Genomic DNA, 15,361 nt, shown 5'->3' on the forward strand with positions numbered 1-15,361 from the left:
TCAGACACCCCACACGATGTCGGCGCCCTCGCCCATCGAGCGCTTCATCATCTCCACCAGCGGCCAGGCGCGCTGGCGCAGCGTCACCCCCTCGCGCGGCGCGAGCTTCGCGCCTTCGGCCGCCGCGTCCTTCTCGGCCTGCGCGCGCGCAGCCTCGTCGGCAGCGACCGCCTGCTCGATCGCGGCGATCGCGCCGCTCATCGAGCCGCTCTCGATGATGCCCTGCGCCGCCGGCGACTTGCCGATCAGCTTGAGCACATCGTCGCCGGCCGGGCCCATCATGATGACGTCGCCGGCGGCCTTGGATTTGAACTTGTAGATCATGGTCGGTACATGTAGGCGCGGTTGAACGGGAATTGCGATTGTGCGCCCCGCATCGGGCCCTGGTCGACGTGCCCGCTGGGCCTCGCCGCCAGCATCTGGAACAGCGCCATCCAGCCCTGCTCGAAGCCCATCGCGCTGCCGGCCAGGTACAGGCGGTAGGCGCGCACGACGCTCTCGCGCGTCAGCTCGCGCGCCTTCGCGAGGTTGGCCTCCAGCGCATCGCTCCACGCCCACAACGTGCGCGCGTAGTGCGGGCGCAGGTTCTCGAGGTCGAGCGGCTCGAGCTGCGCCTCGCTCATCGTCTCGGTCACCTTCGACACGTGCAGCAGCTCGCCGCCGGGGAAGATGTAGCGCTCGATGAACTCGCCCATGCCGGCGCCGAGCTGGTGGTTGCGCGTGCCGCCGGCGGTGATGCCGTGGTTCATCAGCAGGCCGCCGGGCTTGAGCAGGCGGTGGATCTTTGCGAAGTAATCGGGCATCTGCGCCCGCCCGACATGCTCGAACATGCCGACCGAGGCGATCTTGTCGTACGGGTCGTCCTCGGGCAACTCGCGGTAGTCCATCAGTTCCATCGTGACGCGGCCACCCAAGCCGCGCTCCTCGATCAGCTGGTTCACGTGCGCGTGCTGGTTGCGGCTGAGCGTGATGCCGTGGCCGCGCACGCCGTAGTGCTCGGCCGCCCACAGCAGCAGGCCGCCCCAGCCGGCACCGATGTCGAGAAAGCGCTCGCCCGGGTGCAGCAGCAGCTTGCGGCAGATGTGGTCGAGCTTGGCCTGCTGGGCCTGCCCGAGGTCCATGTCCGGCGCCGCGAAGTAGGCGCAGGAGTAAAGACGCTTCGGATCGAGCCAGAGTTCGTAGAACGCGTCGGACACGTCGTAGTGGAACTGGATCTGCTGCGCATCGGCATGGACCTGGTGGCGCGCCCGCGAGCGCGCGTTCAGCCGGATCTCGCGCCACCAGTTCAGCGTGGCGCTGCCGCCGCTGTCCTGGGTCGGGTCGTTGCCGATCATCTGCGCGGCGATGACCATCAGGTCGCGCACGCTGCCGTCGAAGTCGAGCCGGTCCTCGACATAGTCCTGCGCGACCTTGCCGACCTCGCCGGCGGCGATGTGCGCGAGCGACGACATCTGCTTCAGGCGGATCGTGATCACGGCGTCGGCCGCGCCGATGCGGTGCCCGTCCGGGAGCACCACCGCGAGCGGCAGGGTCAGCTGGTCGAGCTTGTGCTCCAGCAACGAGTCCATGACTTTCATCGTCGAACCTCCGGGTTCGACTGTACAAAAGTTGACTCTGCGGCGCTTGCGCCGGCTCAGTCCCGGGCCGGACCGACGAAGCCGATGCGGGCTTCGAACGCGGGCACGTCGAGTGCCGGGGCGTACAGGAAGCCCTGGAACAGGTCGCAGCCCGCGACGCGCAGGCACTCGCGCTGGGCCTCGGTCTCGACGCCCTCGGCGATCACCTGCAGCCGCAGGGCCTGCCCCATGTGGATGATGGCGTGGACCAACGCGACATCGCTCTCCTCGGCGGGCAGGCCGCTGACGAAGCTGCGGTCGATCTTGAGCCGCCCGATCGGAAAGCGCTTCAGGTAGGCCAGGCTCGAGTAGCCGGTGCCGAAATCGTCGATCGCGAGCTTCACGCCGAGCTGCGCGAGCGCCTGCAGGCGCAGCATCGCGTCCTGCGCGTCCTGCACCAGGATCGATTCGGTCAGTTCGAGTTCGAGCAGGTGCGGCGGCAGGCCGGCCTCGCGCAGCGCCTGCGCCACGCCGTCGACGAAGCCCGGCTGCTGGAACTGCAGCGCCGAGACGTTGACCGAAACCGGCATCGCCAGCCCGGCCTCATCCCAGCGCGCTGCCTGGGTGACGGCGTGCTTGAGCACCCAGTCGCCGAGTGCGACGATGAAGCCGCTTTCTTCCGCGACCGGGATGAACTCGCCCGGCGAGACCTCGCCCAGCTCCGGATCGCGCCAGCGGATCAGTGCCTCGGCGCCGATCACTGCGCCGGTGTTCAGGTCGACCTGGGGCTGGTAGTGCAGGCGAAAGCGTTCGTTGGCGAGCGCCAGCCGCATCGCGTGGTCGAGCCGCATGCGTGAGCGGGAGACGCCGTGGTCGGCCTCGGGCCGGTCCCGGTGGAAGCGGAACGCGGCACGGCCGGCGTGCTTGACCTCGCGCATCGCGGCATCGGCGCGGCGCATCAGTTCGTCCATCGACGCGCCGTCGGTCGGGTACAGCGCGATGCCGATGCTGGCCGTCACCGTGAAGCTCATGCCGCCCTGCGAGAACGGCTGCTTCAGCGCGTCGAGCATGCGCCACGCGGTGGTCTCGGCGGCGCGGCTGTCGGCCTGGTTGACGAGCACGACGAACTCGTCGCTCCCCAGCCGGGCGACGGTGTCGACCTGGCGCACGCAGGTCTTAATGCGGTCGCCCACGTCGAGCAGCACGCGGTCACCATAGACGCGGCCGAGCGTCTCGTTGATGTGGTTGAAGCGGTCCAGGTTCAGGAACAACAGCGAGAACGGCGTGCCGTCGCGCCGCGCCTGCGCAATCGCGATCTCGGCGCGGTCGGCCAGCAGGCGCCGGTTCGGCAGGCCGGTCAGCGCGTCGGTGTACGACAGGGTCTCGATCCGCTCGTTGGCCTCGAGCCGTTCGGTGATGTCATGGAACGAGTAGACGCGGCCGATCGGCCGGCCGTGCATGCACTGCGGCCGCGTCACGCGCTCCAGCACGCGCCCGCTGTGCAGGCGCAGCACGTCGGTCGCCTGCAGCATCGTCGCGTCGTCGATCGCGGCCAGGCGTCGCATGTAGCCGGGCGCGTCGCCGACGCTGCGGCGCATCCATTCGAGCACCGCGTCGTCGTCGCGCTGGAGCAGCATGTCCGGCGGGATCTGCCACAGCGCCGCGAAGCGCTGGTTGAAGTTGCGGATGCGGCCGACCAAGTCGGTGACCAGGATGCCGTCCTGCGTCGATTCGAGCGTCGCGCGCAGATCCGCCGAGGCGCCCTCGAGCTCGCGCTCGATCCGCTGCTGTTCGCTGCGGTCGTGCAGCACGACCACGAAATACGGTGGCTCGCCGCCCGCCTGCACGCGGCTGACCCGGCGCGTGACCGCATGGGTCACGCCGTGGGTGTCGTTGACCAGCGTGTCGGATTCGATCGAGTCGGACAGGCCCTGCGCCACCTCGCCCCAGAAGAACAGGTCCTCGGGCGTGGTCGCCAGCTCGATCACGTCCTTGCCCACCAGCTGCGACGGCGCCATCGCCATCAGCTCGCCGGCGGCATGGTTGGCCGCGACGACGTGCAGCGACTCCGCGTTCACCAGCCACACCGCGTCGAGCATCGCTTCGATCAGCCGAACCCAACCCGTGGGTGCCGCAGTGGGCGGAAGGGACACCACGAGATCGCGGTTCACGGGAACGTTTCTATCAGGCAGCGAGCGGGCGCGCGACGGCGCCGTCGTCCACGCCGTCATTGGCGGCCAGCACCGGCTCGAAGAAGTACGCGACGCGCGGGCGCGGCGCCAGGTACTCGAGCGAGTTCACCGGCAGCTGCGCCGGCTTGATGCTGCGGCGGATGCCCAGGCCCTGCGCGGTCTCGAGGTCGAGCACCAGCGCCTCGTCGCGCGGCACCTTGGGCTCGTGCACCAGCACCCGCGGCTTCAGCGGGCGGGTGGAGTTGACGCCCACGACCATCGCGTAGCGGTCGTCGGTGAGCTGCACGGTCGAGCCGGCCGGGTACACGCCCATCATCCGGATGAAGGCGCCGAGGATCGCGGTGTCGAACTTGGTCTTGCCCTGCGCGAACAGCAGCGACAGCGACTCGTGCGGCGTCAGGGCCCTGGCGGCGACATGCGGGTTGCACAGGTTGTCGTAGCGGTTGACCAGCGAGACGATGCGCGCCGCCGCGGTCATGCGGTCGGTATTCAGGCGCAGCGGGAAGCCGCTGCCGTCGGCGTGCTCGTGGTGCTGCGCGATCACCAGCGTCGCGCCGGCCGACAGCCCCATCTTGCGCGCGTGGGTCACGCCGTGCGCGACATGCTCTTCATAGAAGCGCAGCTCGGAGCCGCTGAAGTGGTCCTCGCGGTGGCGTACCCGGTCCGGCAGTTCGAGCTTGCCGATGTCGTGCAGCATCGCGCCGACACCGAGGTCGAGCATGTCGCTCTCGCCCAGGCCGAAGGTGCGGCCCATCAGCATCGAGATGATCGTGACGTTCATCGCATGCATCGAGGCCTTGTCGCCCGCGGCATCCGACAGCAGCCGGATGCACAGCTCGTGCTCCCCGATCATCTTGTCGACCAGCGCCTTCGACAGCTGCTCGGCCTGCGCACGCGCCTCGGCCGGGCGCGAGACGACCAGCTCGGTCACGTGCCGGCAATCGCGTGCGGCCTCGCTGTACTGGTTCTCGCAGTGCTGCAGCGCGGCGCGCTCGCGCGCCAGGCGGCGCCTGTGGGCGCTGCGGATCTGCTGTTCGGGCGATTCGGCCGGGGCCTGACCGTGCAGCGCGCCGGCAGCGGTGACGGTGCCCACCGCGGCGAACTTCTCGGACGGCGTGATCGTGATGTCGACACCGGACTGCAAGGGCACGGCGTCGGCGGCGCCGATTGCGGGGGCCGGTGCGGCGCTGTCGGGATCGTCGACCGGCGCATCGCCCTCGAGCGGCGCCGGCCGCGTCCAGCCGGTCGATTCGACCGGCGGCAAGGCATCGCTCTGGGTCGGGCTCCAGCGTACCCGTTGCACGCCCAGCGAGCGGATCGTCGCGACCTGCTCCTCGTTGGCAATCTTGAAGCTGCCGAGCGGGAACGGGTGCGACATCCAGCTCATGTCGAGGTGCACGAACATGCCGACGCGGAGGTCGTCGACCTCGATCAGTTCCTTGGCGGTGGCAGGTTTCATCGGTTCGGGGCGCGTGAACAACGGGTTCACGCGGCTTGTCGGGGATATCGGCGAGCCCCTGACCGACTTGAATCGCCGCCCACCGGCCTCCCGCCCGCCGGCGCCTTAAATCACGCGCTACGGACGCAAGTAGGACCAGCCCTCCTGCTGGCGCCGAATGATCTGGACAACGCCCGCTGGAACATAAGTTACGTTCGGATGCATGTCGGCCCGCGCGATCTTCTGGTTTCGCATCGTGTTTTCGCAGGCCTGCACCGCGACGCCGGCCTTGATAGCGTCGGTCACGCGCGAGTTCGTCGGTGCGTCGAGCTTGAGCATCCCGATGCCGGGGCCGTAGGCCACGATTTCGACGGTGACCTTGTCCGCGCCCAGTTCGTCCTGCAGGTTCTTGACGTTGTTCAGCACCAGGTTCCAGCGCGCCGGGTCGCCCTCGCTGACCTGGACGACGACGCGGGTCGGCGTCGCGGCTGTCTGGGCAGTGGCGAGCAGCGGCGCGGCGGCAAGCGCCGCAGCGAAGGCAAGGAACGAACGGCGCATGGCAGACCTCGGTCGCGGATCGATGGGGCGCCCATTCTCGCGCCGCCGGCGTTCAGGCCGCCACGACGATCGGAAAGGCCGCGCGCAGGCCGTCCGCCGCGGGCGTGAACGGCACCGTCAGCGCGGCGCGGTCCAGCGGGTCGCGCAGGCTGCGCCACAGCGGGTCGCGGTCGTTGCCGGGGTCGCCTTCGACATACAGCTGGGTCGTCAGCAGCGTGCGCTGGGCCAGCCTGACCTTCACATGGATGTGCGGCGTGCGGCCGCTGTACGCGACCGGCCGGATCGTGTGGAAGCGAAAGCGCCCCTGCGCATCGACCGCGACGCGTCCGAACGACTGGAACGCCGGGTCGGCGCGGCCGCCATCGCGCGGGTGGCTGTAGTGGCCGTCCGCATCGCATTGCCAGATCTCGACGCTCGCGCCGCGCACCGGCCGGCCCTCTAGGTCGCGCACCGTGCCGTCGAGCCAGCTCGGCTGGCCGCGCGGGTAGCGCAGGTCACCCTGGCGCAGCAGGTCGAAGTCGGTGTCGGCCGGCAACTCGACCGGGTAGAACGGGCCTTCGGTCTGGGCCGGCGTGAGGCGCAGCAGCTCGGCAGACCGCGCGGTTCGGCCGGCCAGCAATGCCGGGATCGCGAGCACCGCGATCCGGCCGAGGGCGGTACGGCGGGTGGGCTGCGGGTGGCGCTTCATCGTGCCGGCATTGTGCGGCGGCCGTGCCGACGCTAGCGCTGTATCCGCGTCGACAGCACGATCGCCGAGGTCGTGCGCTCGACGCCGTCGAGCCCGCCAATGCGGTCGATCAGCGCGTCGAGCTCGCCGATCGACGCGGCGGCGACGATCGCGATCAGATCGAACGGTCCGCTGACCGAGTGCAGCACGCGCACCTCGGGGATCTTCCGCAGCGCCACCTCGATGGCCCCGCTGCGCTTGGGCGCCAAGGTGATCAGCACGTGGGCACGCACCAGGTCGGCTTCGAGCTCGTCGGGCACGACGACGGTGTAGCCGGCGATGACCTGCTGGCGCTGCAGCCGCTCCATGCGGCTCTGCACCGTGGTGCGCGACAACTTCAGCTTGCGCGCCAGTTCCACGGTGGGCGCGCGGGCATCGTCGCGCAGCAGCGCGAGCAGCGCGACATCGGTCGGGTCGAGGGCAGTTCTGGTCACTTTGTCTTAATAAGGCCTGCGATCTGCCGAAGTATGGACCGCGAATCGTCTGGCTGCCAGATGCATTCTGCAGCATCGCCTCGCAAAATCTCGCCATCACCCCGCCCACGGAGGCTTCCATGCACAACATCCTCGTCATCGGCGCCGGCAAGATCGGCGCGGTCGTGGCCGACCTGCTCGTCGACACCCCGGAGGCCGGCGGCTACCGGGTCACCGTGGCCGATCGGTCGGCCACGCTGCTGGCCGGGATCGCCGCCGATCCGCGCCGATCCGCGCGCCTGTCGACGCTGGTGCTCGATGTCAACGACCCCGCGCAACTGCAGGCGGCACTTGCCGGCCGGTTCGCGGTGCTCAGCGCGGCGCCGTTCCACCTGACGCTGCAGATCGCGCAGGCCGCGCGCGCCGCCGGCGTCCACTACCTGGACCTCACCGAGGACGTGGCCAGCACCCGCGCGATCCGAGGGCTGTCGCAGGGCGCGCCCACCGCGTTCATCCCGCAATGCGGCCTGGCGCCGGGCTTCATCTCGATCGTCGCGGCCGACCTGGCGCGCCAGTTCGATTCGCTCGACTCGGTGCGCATGCGCGTCGGCGCGCTGCCCGCCTACCCGAGCAACGCGCTGAACTACAACCTGACCTGGAGCACCGAGGGCGTCATCAACGAGTACTGCGAGCCGTGCGAGGCGATCGTCGACGGCGCGGTGCGCGAGGTGCCGGCGCTCGAGGAACGCGAGGAGTTCTCGCTCGACGGCGTGCTCTACGAAGCCTTCAACACCAGCGGCGGCCTCGGCACGCTGTGCGAGACGCTGGCCGGCAAGGTCCGCACGCTGAACTACCGGACGATCCGCTACCCCGGCCACGCCGCGATCATGAAGGCGCTGCTCCACGACCTGCGGCTGAAGGACCGGCGCGGAGTGCTCAAGGACATCCTCGAGCAGGCCCTGCCGGCCACGATGCAGGACGTCGTGATCGTGTTCGTCACCGTCTCCGGCCCGCGCGACGGCCGGCTGCAACAGGAGACCTACGCCCGCAAGGTCTACAGCCACGTGCTGGCCGGCAAGATGCGCAGCGCGATCCAGATCACCACGGCGTCGAGCCTGTGCGCGATGCTGGACATGCTGGCCTCCGGGGCCTTGCCCACCGCCGGCTTCGTGCGCCAGGAGGACGTGCCGCTCGCCGCGTTCCTGGGCAATCGCTTCGGCCAGGTCTACGCCGCCGACGCGCTGGCGCACGCCGCGTAGACTGTTTAGGTCATTTTGTGACCGATCGGTGCAGAAATGCATCCGATCGGCTAGAGTCGGCGTATCGAATCCGCGAGCTGGCCCTTCGGCCGGCCGGAACAGGAGCGCTGAATGGCCGACAGCACCGCCGTCGCAGTCAACTGGGTTGAACAAGGGCTCGTACCCGACCGGGTCGTGCGGCTCGGCATCCGCCGCCTGCTGAAGGCGAGGCTGAGCGAGTTGCACAGCGGGGATCCGGCCGCCGTCGCCACGCTGACGCAATCCTTCGTCGACGAACTGCGCGGTGCCCCGCTCGCGCTGCTGCCCGAGAAGGCCAACGAACAGCACTACGAGGTGCCGGCCGAGTTCTTCGGCGCCGTGCTCGGCACGCACCGCAAGTACAGCAGCTGCTACTGGGGCGAGCCGGGCACGGGCGAGCCGGTGCACACGCTCGCGCAGGCCGAGGCGGCCGCGCTGGCGATCACCTGCGAGCGCGCCGATCTGCAGGACGGCCAGCAGATCCTCGAGCTCGGCTGCGGCTGGGGCTCGCTGAGCCTGTGGATGGCCGAGCGCTACCCGGCCAGCCGGATCACCGCGCTGTCGAACTCGCACTCGCAGCGCGAATACATCGAGGCCCAGGCAGCTCAGCGCGGCCTGACCAACCTGCGCGTGCTCACGCAGGACATCAACGCGTTCGACACCGACCAGCGCTTCGACCGCGTCGTCTCGGTCGAGATGTTCGAGCACCTGCGCAACTGGCCACGCGCGTTCGCGCAGGTGGCGTCCTGGCTGCGGCCGGGCGGACGCTTCTTCATGCACGTGTTCGCGCACCGCGAGGCGCCCTACGCGTTCGTCGAGCGCGACGCGAGCGACTGGATGAGCCGCCACTTCTTCTCCGGCGGCATGATGCCCAGCGATGACCTCGCGCTGCACTGCCAGGACGACCTGCGTCTGGCACGCCGCTGGCGTTGGGACGGCACGCACTACCAGCGCACTTCGGAAGCCTGGCTGCGCCGCATGGACGACCAGCGCGACGCGCTGTGGCCCCTCTTCGAGCAGACCTACGGCCGCGCGGAGGCGGGCGTCTGGTGGATGCGCTGGCGGCTGTTCTTCATGTCGGTGGCCGAGCTGTTCGGCTACGACGAAGGCCGACAGTGGTGGGTCAGCCACTACCTGTTCGACCGACGCGGATGAACCTCGCCGCGGCCATGACGACCCGCCTCACCGGCGCACCGACCGCGCCGACGCGGGGCGTGCAGCTCGCGAACTTCGTCATCTTCCAGGCGGCCTGGTTCGCCGCCGTGCTCGGCGCGGCGCACCAGTTGCCGCTGTGGGGCACGACCTGCGTGATCGCCGCGATCGCGTGGCACCTCGGCGTGTCCGCGCGCCCCGGGCCGGAAGCCGTGCTCGTCGCGCTGGCCTGCGCGATCGGGCTCGTCGTCGAGAGCGCGGTCGCGATGCAGGGCCACGTGGCCTACCCGTCGGGTCAGCCGGTCGCCGGGCTCGCGCCCTACTGGATGGTCGCGCTGTGGGGCGAGCTCGCGATCGCGTTGAACGTGACGATGCGCTGGCTGAAGGGCCGCTGGTGGCTCGCGGCGCTGCTCGGCGCGATCGGTGGCCCGGCGGCGTTCTCCGGCGGCGTGGAGCTCGGCGGCGCCGTCTTCATCGACAAGACGGCGGCGCTCGCCACGCTCGCCTGCATCTATGCGGTGGCGCTGCCGCCGCTGGTGTGGCTGGGCACGCGCTTCGACGGCGTGGGCATGCCGGAGGCTGCGCGTGACTGAGCTGCAGATCGCTCTCGCCGGGCTGGCGCTGATCGCCGCGCTCGGCTTCCTGACCTGGATCGCCAGCGTCGTGCAGCACGACGTGAGCCTGGTCGACCGAACCTGGTCGATCTTCATCACCGGCGCGGCCGCGGTCTACTTCGCGCTGCTGCCGCCCTCGGGCGCACGGGGCGGGTGGATGCTGACCCTCGCGGTCGCCTGGGCGCTGCGGCTGAGCATCTACATCACCGCCCGCAACTGGGGCCACGGCGAAGACCGGCGCTACCAGGAGATCCGCGCGCGCAACCAGCCGAACTTCGCGTTCAAAAGCCTGTACCTCGTCTTCGCGTTGCAGGCGTTGCTGGCGTGGACGGTCTCGGCGCCGTTCTTCGCCGCGATGGCCGGCTCGCGCCCGCTCGGCGCGCTCGACATCACCGGCCTGGCGCTGGCCGCGTTCGGCATCGTGTTCGAGGCGATCGGCGACGCGCAGATGTCGCGCTTCAAGGCCGACCCGGCGAACAAGGGCCAGGTGATGGACCGCGGCGTGTGGCGCTACACGCGACATCCGAACTACTTCGGCGAGACCTGCATCTGGTGGGGCTTCTGGCTCGTGGCGCTGGGCGGCGCGGGCTGGGGCGGTGCGTGGTCGGTCGTCTCGCCGATCCTGATGACGGTGCTGCTGCTGAAGGTCTCGGGCGTGAGCCTGCTCGAGAAGGACATGGCCGAGCGCCGCCCGGCCTACCGCGACTACATCGCCCGCACCAACGCGTTCTTTCCCGGTCCGCCGAAGCGCGGCAACGCGTCATGAAACGCGTCGCGCTGGCGCTTATGCTCGGCGCCGTGGCGCTGCCGGCCGCCGTGGCCTCGGGCCCGACCGGCGAGTGGACGTTTCGCGCGCTGCTCGACGGSGAGCCGATCGGCGAGCACCGCTTCAGCGTCAGCGGCGAAGGCGATGAGCGCCGCGTGCTCAGCCGCGCCGACTTCGCGGTCAAGTTCCTCGGCATCACCGCCTACCGCTACCGCCATCAGGCCATCGAACACTGGCGCGGCAACTGCCTGACCGCGCTCGACTCGACCACCGACGACGACGGCAAGCCCGAGTCCGTGCGCGTCGACCAGACCGACGCGCTGAAGGGCTGCGTGATGAGCTTCGCGTACTGGAACCCGGCCATCCAGACCCAGACCCGCCTGCTCAACGCGCAGACCGGCCGGCTCGAGTCGGTGCAGGTGCGGCGCATCGGCAGCGGCTCGGTCGAGGTGCGCGGCAAGCCGGTCGAGGCAAACGAGTTCCGCATCAGCGGCCCGGCGCAGCCGATCGTCGTCTGGTACACGCCGCGCGGCGAGTGGGTCGGGCTCGACTCGATCGTCGCCGGCGGCCGCAAGCTGAGCTATCGGCTGCCATGAACACTCACTTGAAAGGAACCCCACCATGCGCCTGCATCTCATCGGCCTGGCCTGCGTCGGTGCACTCGCCGGCTGCGCCAGCGGCCCGGAGACCGCGATGAAGCCCGTCGCCCTCGTCGCCAAGGTCGACATCCCGCGTTTCATGGGCGACTGGTATGTGATCGCCAACATCCCGACCTTCCTCGAGAAGGGTGCGCACAACGCGAAGGACAGCTACACGCTCGCGCCGGACGGCACGATCCCGACCACCTTCAGCTTCAACGCCGACGGCTTCGACGGCCCGCGCAAGAGCTACGGCTCGAAGGGCTTCGTGCTCGACGCGAGCGGCGCGGTCTGGGGCCAGCAGTACATCTGGCCGATCAAGGCCGACTACCGGATCGCATACCTCTCGCCCGACTACACCCAGACCGTGATCGCGCGCGAGAAGCGCGACTACGTCTGGATCATGGCGCGCACGCCGACGATCCCCGAGGCCGACCTGCAGCGCCTGATCGCGTTCGTCGGATCGCAGGGCTACGACACGGCGAAGATCCAGCGCGTACCTCAATCGGGCGGCAAGTAACGCGGCTACAGCACCTCGAAGAAGCGCATCACCACCTCGTCCGGCCGGCGCAGCCCGGTGCCGAGGAACACGCGCTCCATCAGCCAGCGCAGCGCCGGCGCGCTGGCCTCGAAGCGCGGCACGCAGCGGAAATACACGTCCGCCGGGTCGACCGGCTCGCCGCGCACCAGCCGCGCCATCACCTCCGGCGCAGCGGTGCGCACCGCGTCGTTCTGCACGTAGATGCGGTCGCCGGCATCGGTCTCGAGCACGTAGCGCGCTTCGAGCCGCGCCATGCGCTCGTTGACGATCAGCTGGAAGTCGGCGCCGCCGGGCAGCACCCGCGCCGTCCAGTCGCGCGCGATGCAGGTGCCCCCGAGGATCGTGATCACGCGACGCGTGCCATGCCCGACCGCGCCGACCTCGACCGGCGCCGCGACCTGCACGCTCAGATCGGCGAAGCGCGCGAGTGCCGGCGCGGCGAGCGGATCGACCGCGGCGTTCACTTCACCAGCTTCCACGCCCCGCCTTCGACCTTGACCATCACCTGGCTGCGGGCATCGACGCCGTTGTGATCGGTGGCGCTCAGGTTGAACACGCCCTGCGAGCCGACGAACTCCTTCAAGCCCTCGATCGCGTCGCGCAGCCCGAGGCGGAACGCCTCGGTGCCCGGCTGACCCTTCTTCAGCGCGACCGGGATCGCGGCGTTGAGCCACAGTTGCGCGTCCCACGCGGTCGCGCCGAACAGCGAGCGCGAACCGGCGCCGTGCTTGGCCTCGTAGCGCTTCACGTAATCGACGCCGGGCGCCTTGACCGGGTTGTTGTCCGGCAGCTGGTCGGCGACCAGCACCGGCGCGACCGTCATGAAGCTGCCGTCCAGGTCCTTGCCGCCGACCCGCAGGAAGTCGGCGTTCGCCACCCCCTGGGTCTGGTAGATCAGCCCCTTGTAGCCGCGCTTGACCAGCTCGACGTGCGGCAGCGCGCCCGGCGTGCCGGCGCTGAAGATGTAGACGGCATCGGGGTTCGCGGCCATCAGCTTGAGCACCTGCGGGGTCGTGCTGGTGTCGACCTGCGCGTACTTCTCGACCGCGACGACTTTGATGCCCTTGGCCGGCGCGAGCCGCTCGATCGCCTTCGAGAAGCCATCGCCGTAGGCCGTCGCGATGCCGATCGTCGCGACCGTCTTCGCGTTGTTCTTGAGCATGTGATCGAGCACCGCGTTGATCGAGATCGTCTCGGTCGGCGCCATCTTGAACGCCCAGCGGCGCGGCCCGTCCTGCGGCTCGACGATCGCGCCGCCGCCCGCCAGCGAGATCACCGGCACGCCGGAGCGCGCCGCGACCTCGATCACCGCGAGCGAGGTCGGCGTCAGCGACGGGCCGACGATGATGTCGACCTTGTCCTCGGTGATCAGCTTGGTCGCGTTCTTCGCGGCCGTCGTCGAATCGGTGCCATCGTTGAGGACGAACAGGTTGATCTTCTGCCCGCCGAGTTCGGTGGGCCAGAGCTTGAACGTGTTGTCGGCCGGGATGCCCAGCGACGCGCCCGGGCCGGTCAGCGAGACGATCACGCCGACGTTGACGTCGGCCTGGGCCAGTGCGGTGGCGCCTAGCGCGGCGGCGGCGAACAGGCCGCGGACCAGGGAAGCGAGTCGGGTCATTGGAGGGTCTCCGGACGTGATTTAGTTATGCCAGTGAACTATCTTGCGGGCGCGGCCACAAGCGGGGAAACACTGCACAGTCGATCGGCTCGCCGGGCTGGATCGTCGGCTTGTCGATCGTGATGCTGGCCTGGCCGTTGCGCGGCGCGTAGACCACGTCGTCGCCGGTCCAGCGGGTCGCATACGCGCGGCGACGCTGCGTCGAACTGGCGTTGCCGGGCGCGCCGTGCACCGTCATGCTGTGGTGCAGCAGGCAGTCGCCGGCCTTCATGTCCCAGTTGACGATCTCCAGACCGCCGCTGCCGGGCTCGCGGCGGATCGCGTCGATGTCGGGCAGCGTCTCGCCGGGCAGCATCTTGTAGGCCTCGGTGTCGCCGCCGAAGTGGATCGGCCGGAACTCGCGGCCCCAGCGGTGCGAGCCCTTGATGTACTCGACGCCGCTGGACTGGACGGTGACGTCGTCGAGCGCCAGCCAGATCGACAGGATCTGGTCGCCCTGCACCGGCCAGTACGGCCCGTCCTGATGCCACGGCGTGACCGCCGCGGTGCCCGGCTCCTTGACGAACAGCTGGTCGTACAGGAAGTTGACCTTGCGCGACCGCAGCATCCGCGCGGCGATCTCGGCAGCGGGCGATTCCTCCACGTACTTGCGCAGCCCGGGCTTGACCGCCCAGGCGCCGATGTCGCCGAGGAAGCGCTGGCCGGCCTGGGTGGCGTACTCGCGTGCCAACGGGCCGGGGTGGGCGAGGTCGTCCTCGACGGCGGCGCGCATGTGCTCGATCCAGTCGGCATCGAACAGGCCGCGCAGGCAGATCACGCCGTCGCGCCAGAACGCGTCGACATCGGCATCGGGAATGGGGGCGAGCGGGTGGGCGTTCATCGGGCGGTCTCCGAAGTCAGGGGTTGGGCCGCAGCGTAGGGTGCGAATGGCGCGCCGTCTGTCCTCCGCGAAGAGGACAAGGCCGCCGCCGTCTGCGCGTTCCCCCGGGCTTGTCGCGGGGCGGCCGACGGGCGACAGTGCGCGCCATGCAAGTCTGGTCCGTCCCTGCCGTCCCCACGCGCGCCGCGCCCGCGGTGCAGCGGGATGTCGGCCCCGCGCTGGTGGGCTGCATCGCGCGCGAGGACTTCGCCCACCGCGCGCTGGCCCAGGTGAACCGCGCGTTGCCGGTCGCGTGGTGGACGGTCTACCGCGTCTTCGACGACCAGCCGCCGCAGCTCTGCGCACAGGCCAGCCACGCCGTGCCGGACATCGCGCTCGACTGCTGGCGCATCTACCGCAGCGGCGTCTACCGCGACGACACCCATTTCGCCGATGCGTGCGCGCAGGCCGGCCGCGGCGACACGCGCACCGTGATGACCCACTGCCTGGCCGACGACTTCGGCCGCGCGCACCGCGAGCAGATCTACGCGGCACACTCGCTGAGCGAGCGGCTGTCGATCGTCGCCGCCGAGCGCGGCGGCGACGCGCACGGCGCGCTGCTCGCGGTCAACCTGTACCGGCACCGCGCACAGCCGCGCTTCGCGCCCGCGGAGCTCGACACGGTGCTCGATGTCGCGGGCACGCTGATGGCGGTCGTGCAGCGCCACATCGAGCTCGGCAGCGCGCACCTGACGCCGGCGCAGCGGCTGCAGCAACTCTGCCCGGCGCTGACGGCGCGCGAGCGCGCGGTCTGCGAGCGGCTGCTGCGCGGCCTGAGCTTCGACGGCGTCGCAGCCGAGCTCGGCCTGTCGGTGACGACGGTGAAGACCTATCGCAACCGCGCCTTCGAGCGGCTGGGCATCCACCATCGGAACGAGCTGTACGCGCTCGCGCTGGCCGGGCAACCGCCGCGTTGACACGCGGCCGGTGCGCCACCAAGATCAGGCGCCAC

At 70.1% G+C, this 15,361-nt stretch carries 17 protein-coding genes; 7 read left to right on the plus strand and 10 right to left on the minus strand.

What is annotated here, in order from left to right; translation table 11 throughout:
• The 7 genes from ASC76_RS12345 to ASC76_RS12375 all read right to left on the minus strand — a co-directional run bounded on the left by ASC76_RS12345 (nucleotide 1) and on the right by ASC76_RS12375 (nucleotide 6,905).
• Nucleotides 1-324 (minus strand): DUF1840 domain-containing protein, encoded by a 324-nt coding sequence (locus ASC76_RS12345; protein WP_056465917.1) that lies wholly within the window; start codon nucleotides 322-324, stop codon nucleotides 1-3.
• Nucleotides 321-1,577, minus strand: coding sequence for a class I SAM-dependent methyltransferase (locus ASC76_RS12350; RefSeq protein WP_056465920.1), 1,257 nt, complete (start codon nucleotides 1,575-1,577; stop codon nucleotides 321-323). Before ASC76_RS12350 ends, ASC76_RS12345 begins: the two co-directional genes overlap by 4 nt.
• Before the next feature lie 56 nt (nucleotides 1,578-1,633).
• Complete coding sequence (locus ASC76_RS12355) at nucleotides 1,634-3,727, minus strand: bifunctional diguanylate cyclase/phosphodiesterase (RefSeq protein ID WP_305815855.1); 2,094 nt, start codon at nucleotides 3,725-3,727, stop codon at nucleotides 1,634-1,636.
• A 13-nt stretch (nucleotides 3,728-3,740) separates the two neighbouring features.
• Complete coding sequence (locus ASC76_RS12360; RefSeq protein WP_056467366.1) at nucleotides 3,741-5,207, minus strand: HD-GYP domain-containing protein; 1,467 nt, start codon at nucleotides 5,205-5,207, stop codon at nucleotides 3,741-3,743.
• Nucleotides 5,208-5,324: 117 nt separating this feature from the next.
• Nucleotides 5,325-5,744, minus strand: a complete 420-nt coding sequence (locus ASC76_RS12365) for a DsrE family protein (RefSeq protein ID WP_056465926.1) — start codon at nucleotides 5,742-5,744, stop codon at nucleotides 5,325-5,327.
• Nucleotides 5,745-5,796: 52 nt separating this feature from the next.
• Nucleotides 5,797-6,432 (minus strand): protocatechuate 3,4-dioxygenase, encoded by a 636-nt coding sequence (locus ASC76_RS12370; RefSeq protein WP_157615595.1) that lies wholly within the window; start codon nucleotides 6,430-6,432, stop codon nucleotides 5,797-5,799.
• Between the two features lie 32 nt (nucleotides 6,433-6,464).
• The gene (locus ASC76_RS12375) at nucleotides 6,465-6,905 is read right to left on the minus strand and encodes an Lrp/AsnC family transcriptional regulator (RefSeq protein WP_056465929.1); all 441 of its coding nucleotides are present in this window, start codon (nucleotides 6,903-6,905) and stop codon (nucleotides 6,465-6,467) included.
• A gap of 119 nt (nucleotides 6,906-7,024) precedes the next feature.
• On the opposite strand from ASC76_RS12375, the gene ASC76_RS12380 reads away from it, so the two are divergent.
• The 6 genes from ASC76_RS12380 to ASC76_RS12405 all read left to right on the plus strand — a co-directional run bounded on the left by ASC76_RS12380 (nucleotide 7,025) and on the right by ASC76_RS12405 (nucleotide 11,851).
• Nucleotides 7,025-8,143, plus strand: coding sequence for a saccharopine dehydrogenase family protein (locus tag ASC76_RS12380; protein ID WP_056465932.1), 1,119 nt, complete (start codon nucleotides 7,025-7,027; stop codon nucleotides 8,141-8,143).
• A gap of 111 nt (nucleotides 8,144-8,254) precedes the next feature.
• Complete coding sequence (locus ASC76_RS12385; protein WP_056465935.1) at nucleotides 8,255-9,316, plus strand: cyclopropane-fatty-acyl-phospholipid synthase family protein; 1,062 nt, start codon at nucleotides 8,255-8,257, stop codon at nucleotides 9,314-9,316.
• 14 nt (nucleotides 9,317-9,330) lie between these two features.
• Nucleotides 9,331-9,906 (plus strand): DUF2878 domain-containing protein, encoded by a 576-nt coding sequence (locus ASC76_RS12390; protein ID WP_162247117.1) that lies wholly within the window; start codon nucleotides 9,331-9,333, stop codon nucleotides 9,904-9,906.
• A complete protein-coding gene (locus ASC76_RS12395) occupies nucleotides 9,899-10,693 on the plus strand; it encodes a DUF1295 domain-containing protein (protein ID WP_056465937.1) in 795 nt (264 codons plus the stop codon). Before ASC76_RS12390 ends, ASC76_RS12395 begins: the two co-directional genes overlap by 8 nt.
• A complete protein-coding gene (locus tag ASC76_RS12400; RefSeq protein ID WP_056465942.1) occupies nucleotides 10,690-11,289 on the plus strand; it encodes a DUF6134 family protein in 600 nt (199 codons plus the stop codon). The genes ASC76_RS12395 and ASC76_RS12400 overlap by 4 nt, the downstream gene beginning before the upstream one ends.
• A gap of 25 nt (nucleotides 11,290-11,314) precedes the next feature.
• Nucleotides 11,315-11,851, plus strand: a complete 537-nt coding sequence (locus tag ASC76_RS12405) for a lipocalin family protein (RefSeq protein ID WP_056465945.1) — start codon at nucleotides 11,315-11,317, stop codon at nucleotides 11,849-11,851.
• A 5-nt stretch (nucleotides 11,852-11,856) separates the two neighbouring features.
• Here ASC76_RS12405 and ASC76_RS12410 read toward each other — a convergent pair whose 3' ends face one another.
• The 3 genes from ASC76_RS12410 to ASC76_RS12420 are packed head-to-tail and all read right to left on the minus strand — an operon-like array spanning nucleotide 11,857 to nucleotide 14,370.
• On the minus strand, nucleotides 11,857-12,351 hold the full coding sequence (locus ASC76_RS12410) for a DUF3237 domain-containing protein (protein WP_235580421.1): 495 nt from the start codon (nucleotides 12,349-12,351) through the stop codon (nucleotides 11,857-11,859).
• Nucleotides 12,333-13,490: an ABC transporter substrate-binding protein gene (locus ASC76_RS12415; RefSeq protein WP_056465951.1), complete on the minus strand. Its 1,158-nt coding sequence runs from the start codon at nucleotides 13,488-13,490 to the stop codon at nucleotides 12,333-12,335. Before ASC76_RS12415 ends, ASC76_RS12410 begins: the two co-directional genes overlap by 19 nt.
• Before the next feature lie 25 nt (nucleotides 13,491-13,515).
• A complete protein-coding gene (locus ASC76_RS12420) occupies nucleotides 13,516-14,370 on the minus strand; it encodes a phytanoyl-CoA dioxygenase family protein (RefSeq protein WP_056465954.1) in 855 nt (284 codons plus the stop codon).
• Between the two features lie 146 nt (nucleotides 14,371-14,516).
• Here ASC76_RS12420 and ASC76_RS12425 point away from each other — a divergent pair, with 146 nt between their 5' ends.
• Nucleotides 14,517-15,326 (plus strand): LuxR C-terminal-related transcriptional regulator, encoded by an 810-nt coding sequence (locus tag ASC76_RS12425; RefSeq protein WP_056465957.1) that lies wholly within the window; start codon nucleotides 14,517-14,519, stop codon nucleotides 15,324-15,326.
• Nucleotides 15,327-15,361 lie beyond the last annotated feature (35 nt).

The sequence above is a fragment of the Rhizobacter sp. Root404 genome, from assembly GCF_001425865.1.
GTDB lineage: Bacteria > Pseudomonadota > Gammaproteobacteria > Burkholderiales > Burkholderiaceae_C > LMDS01.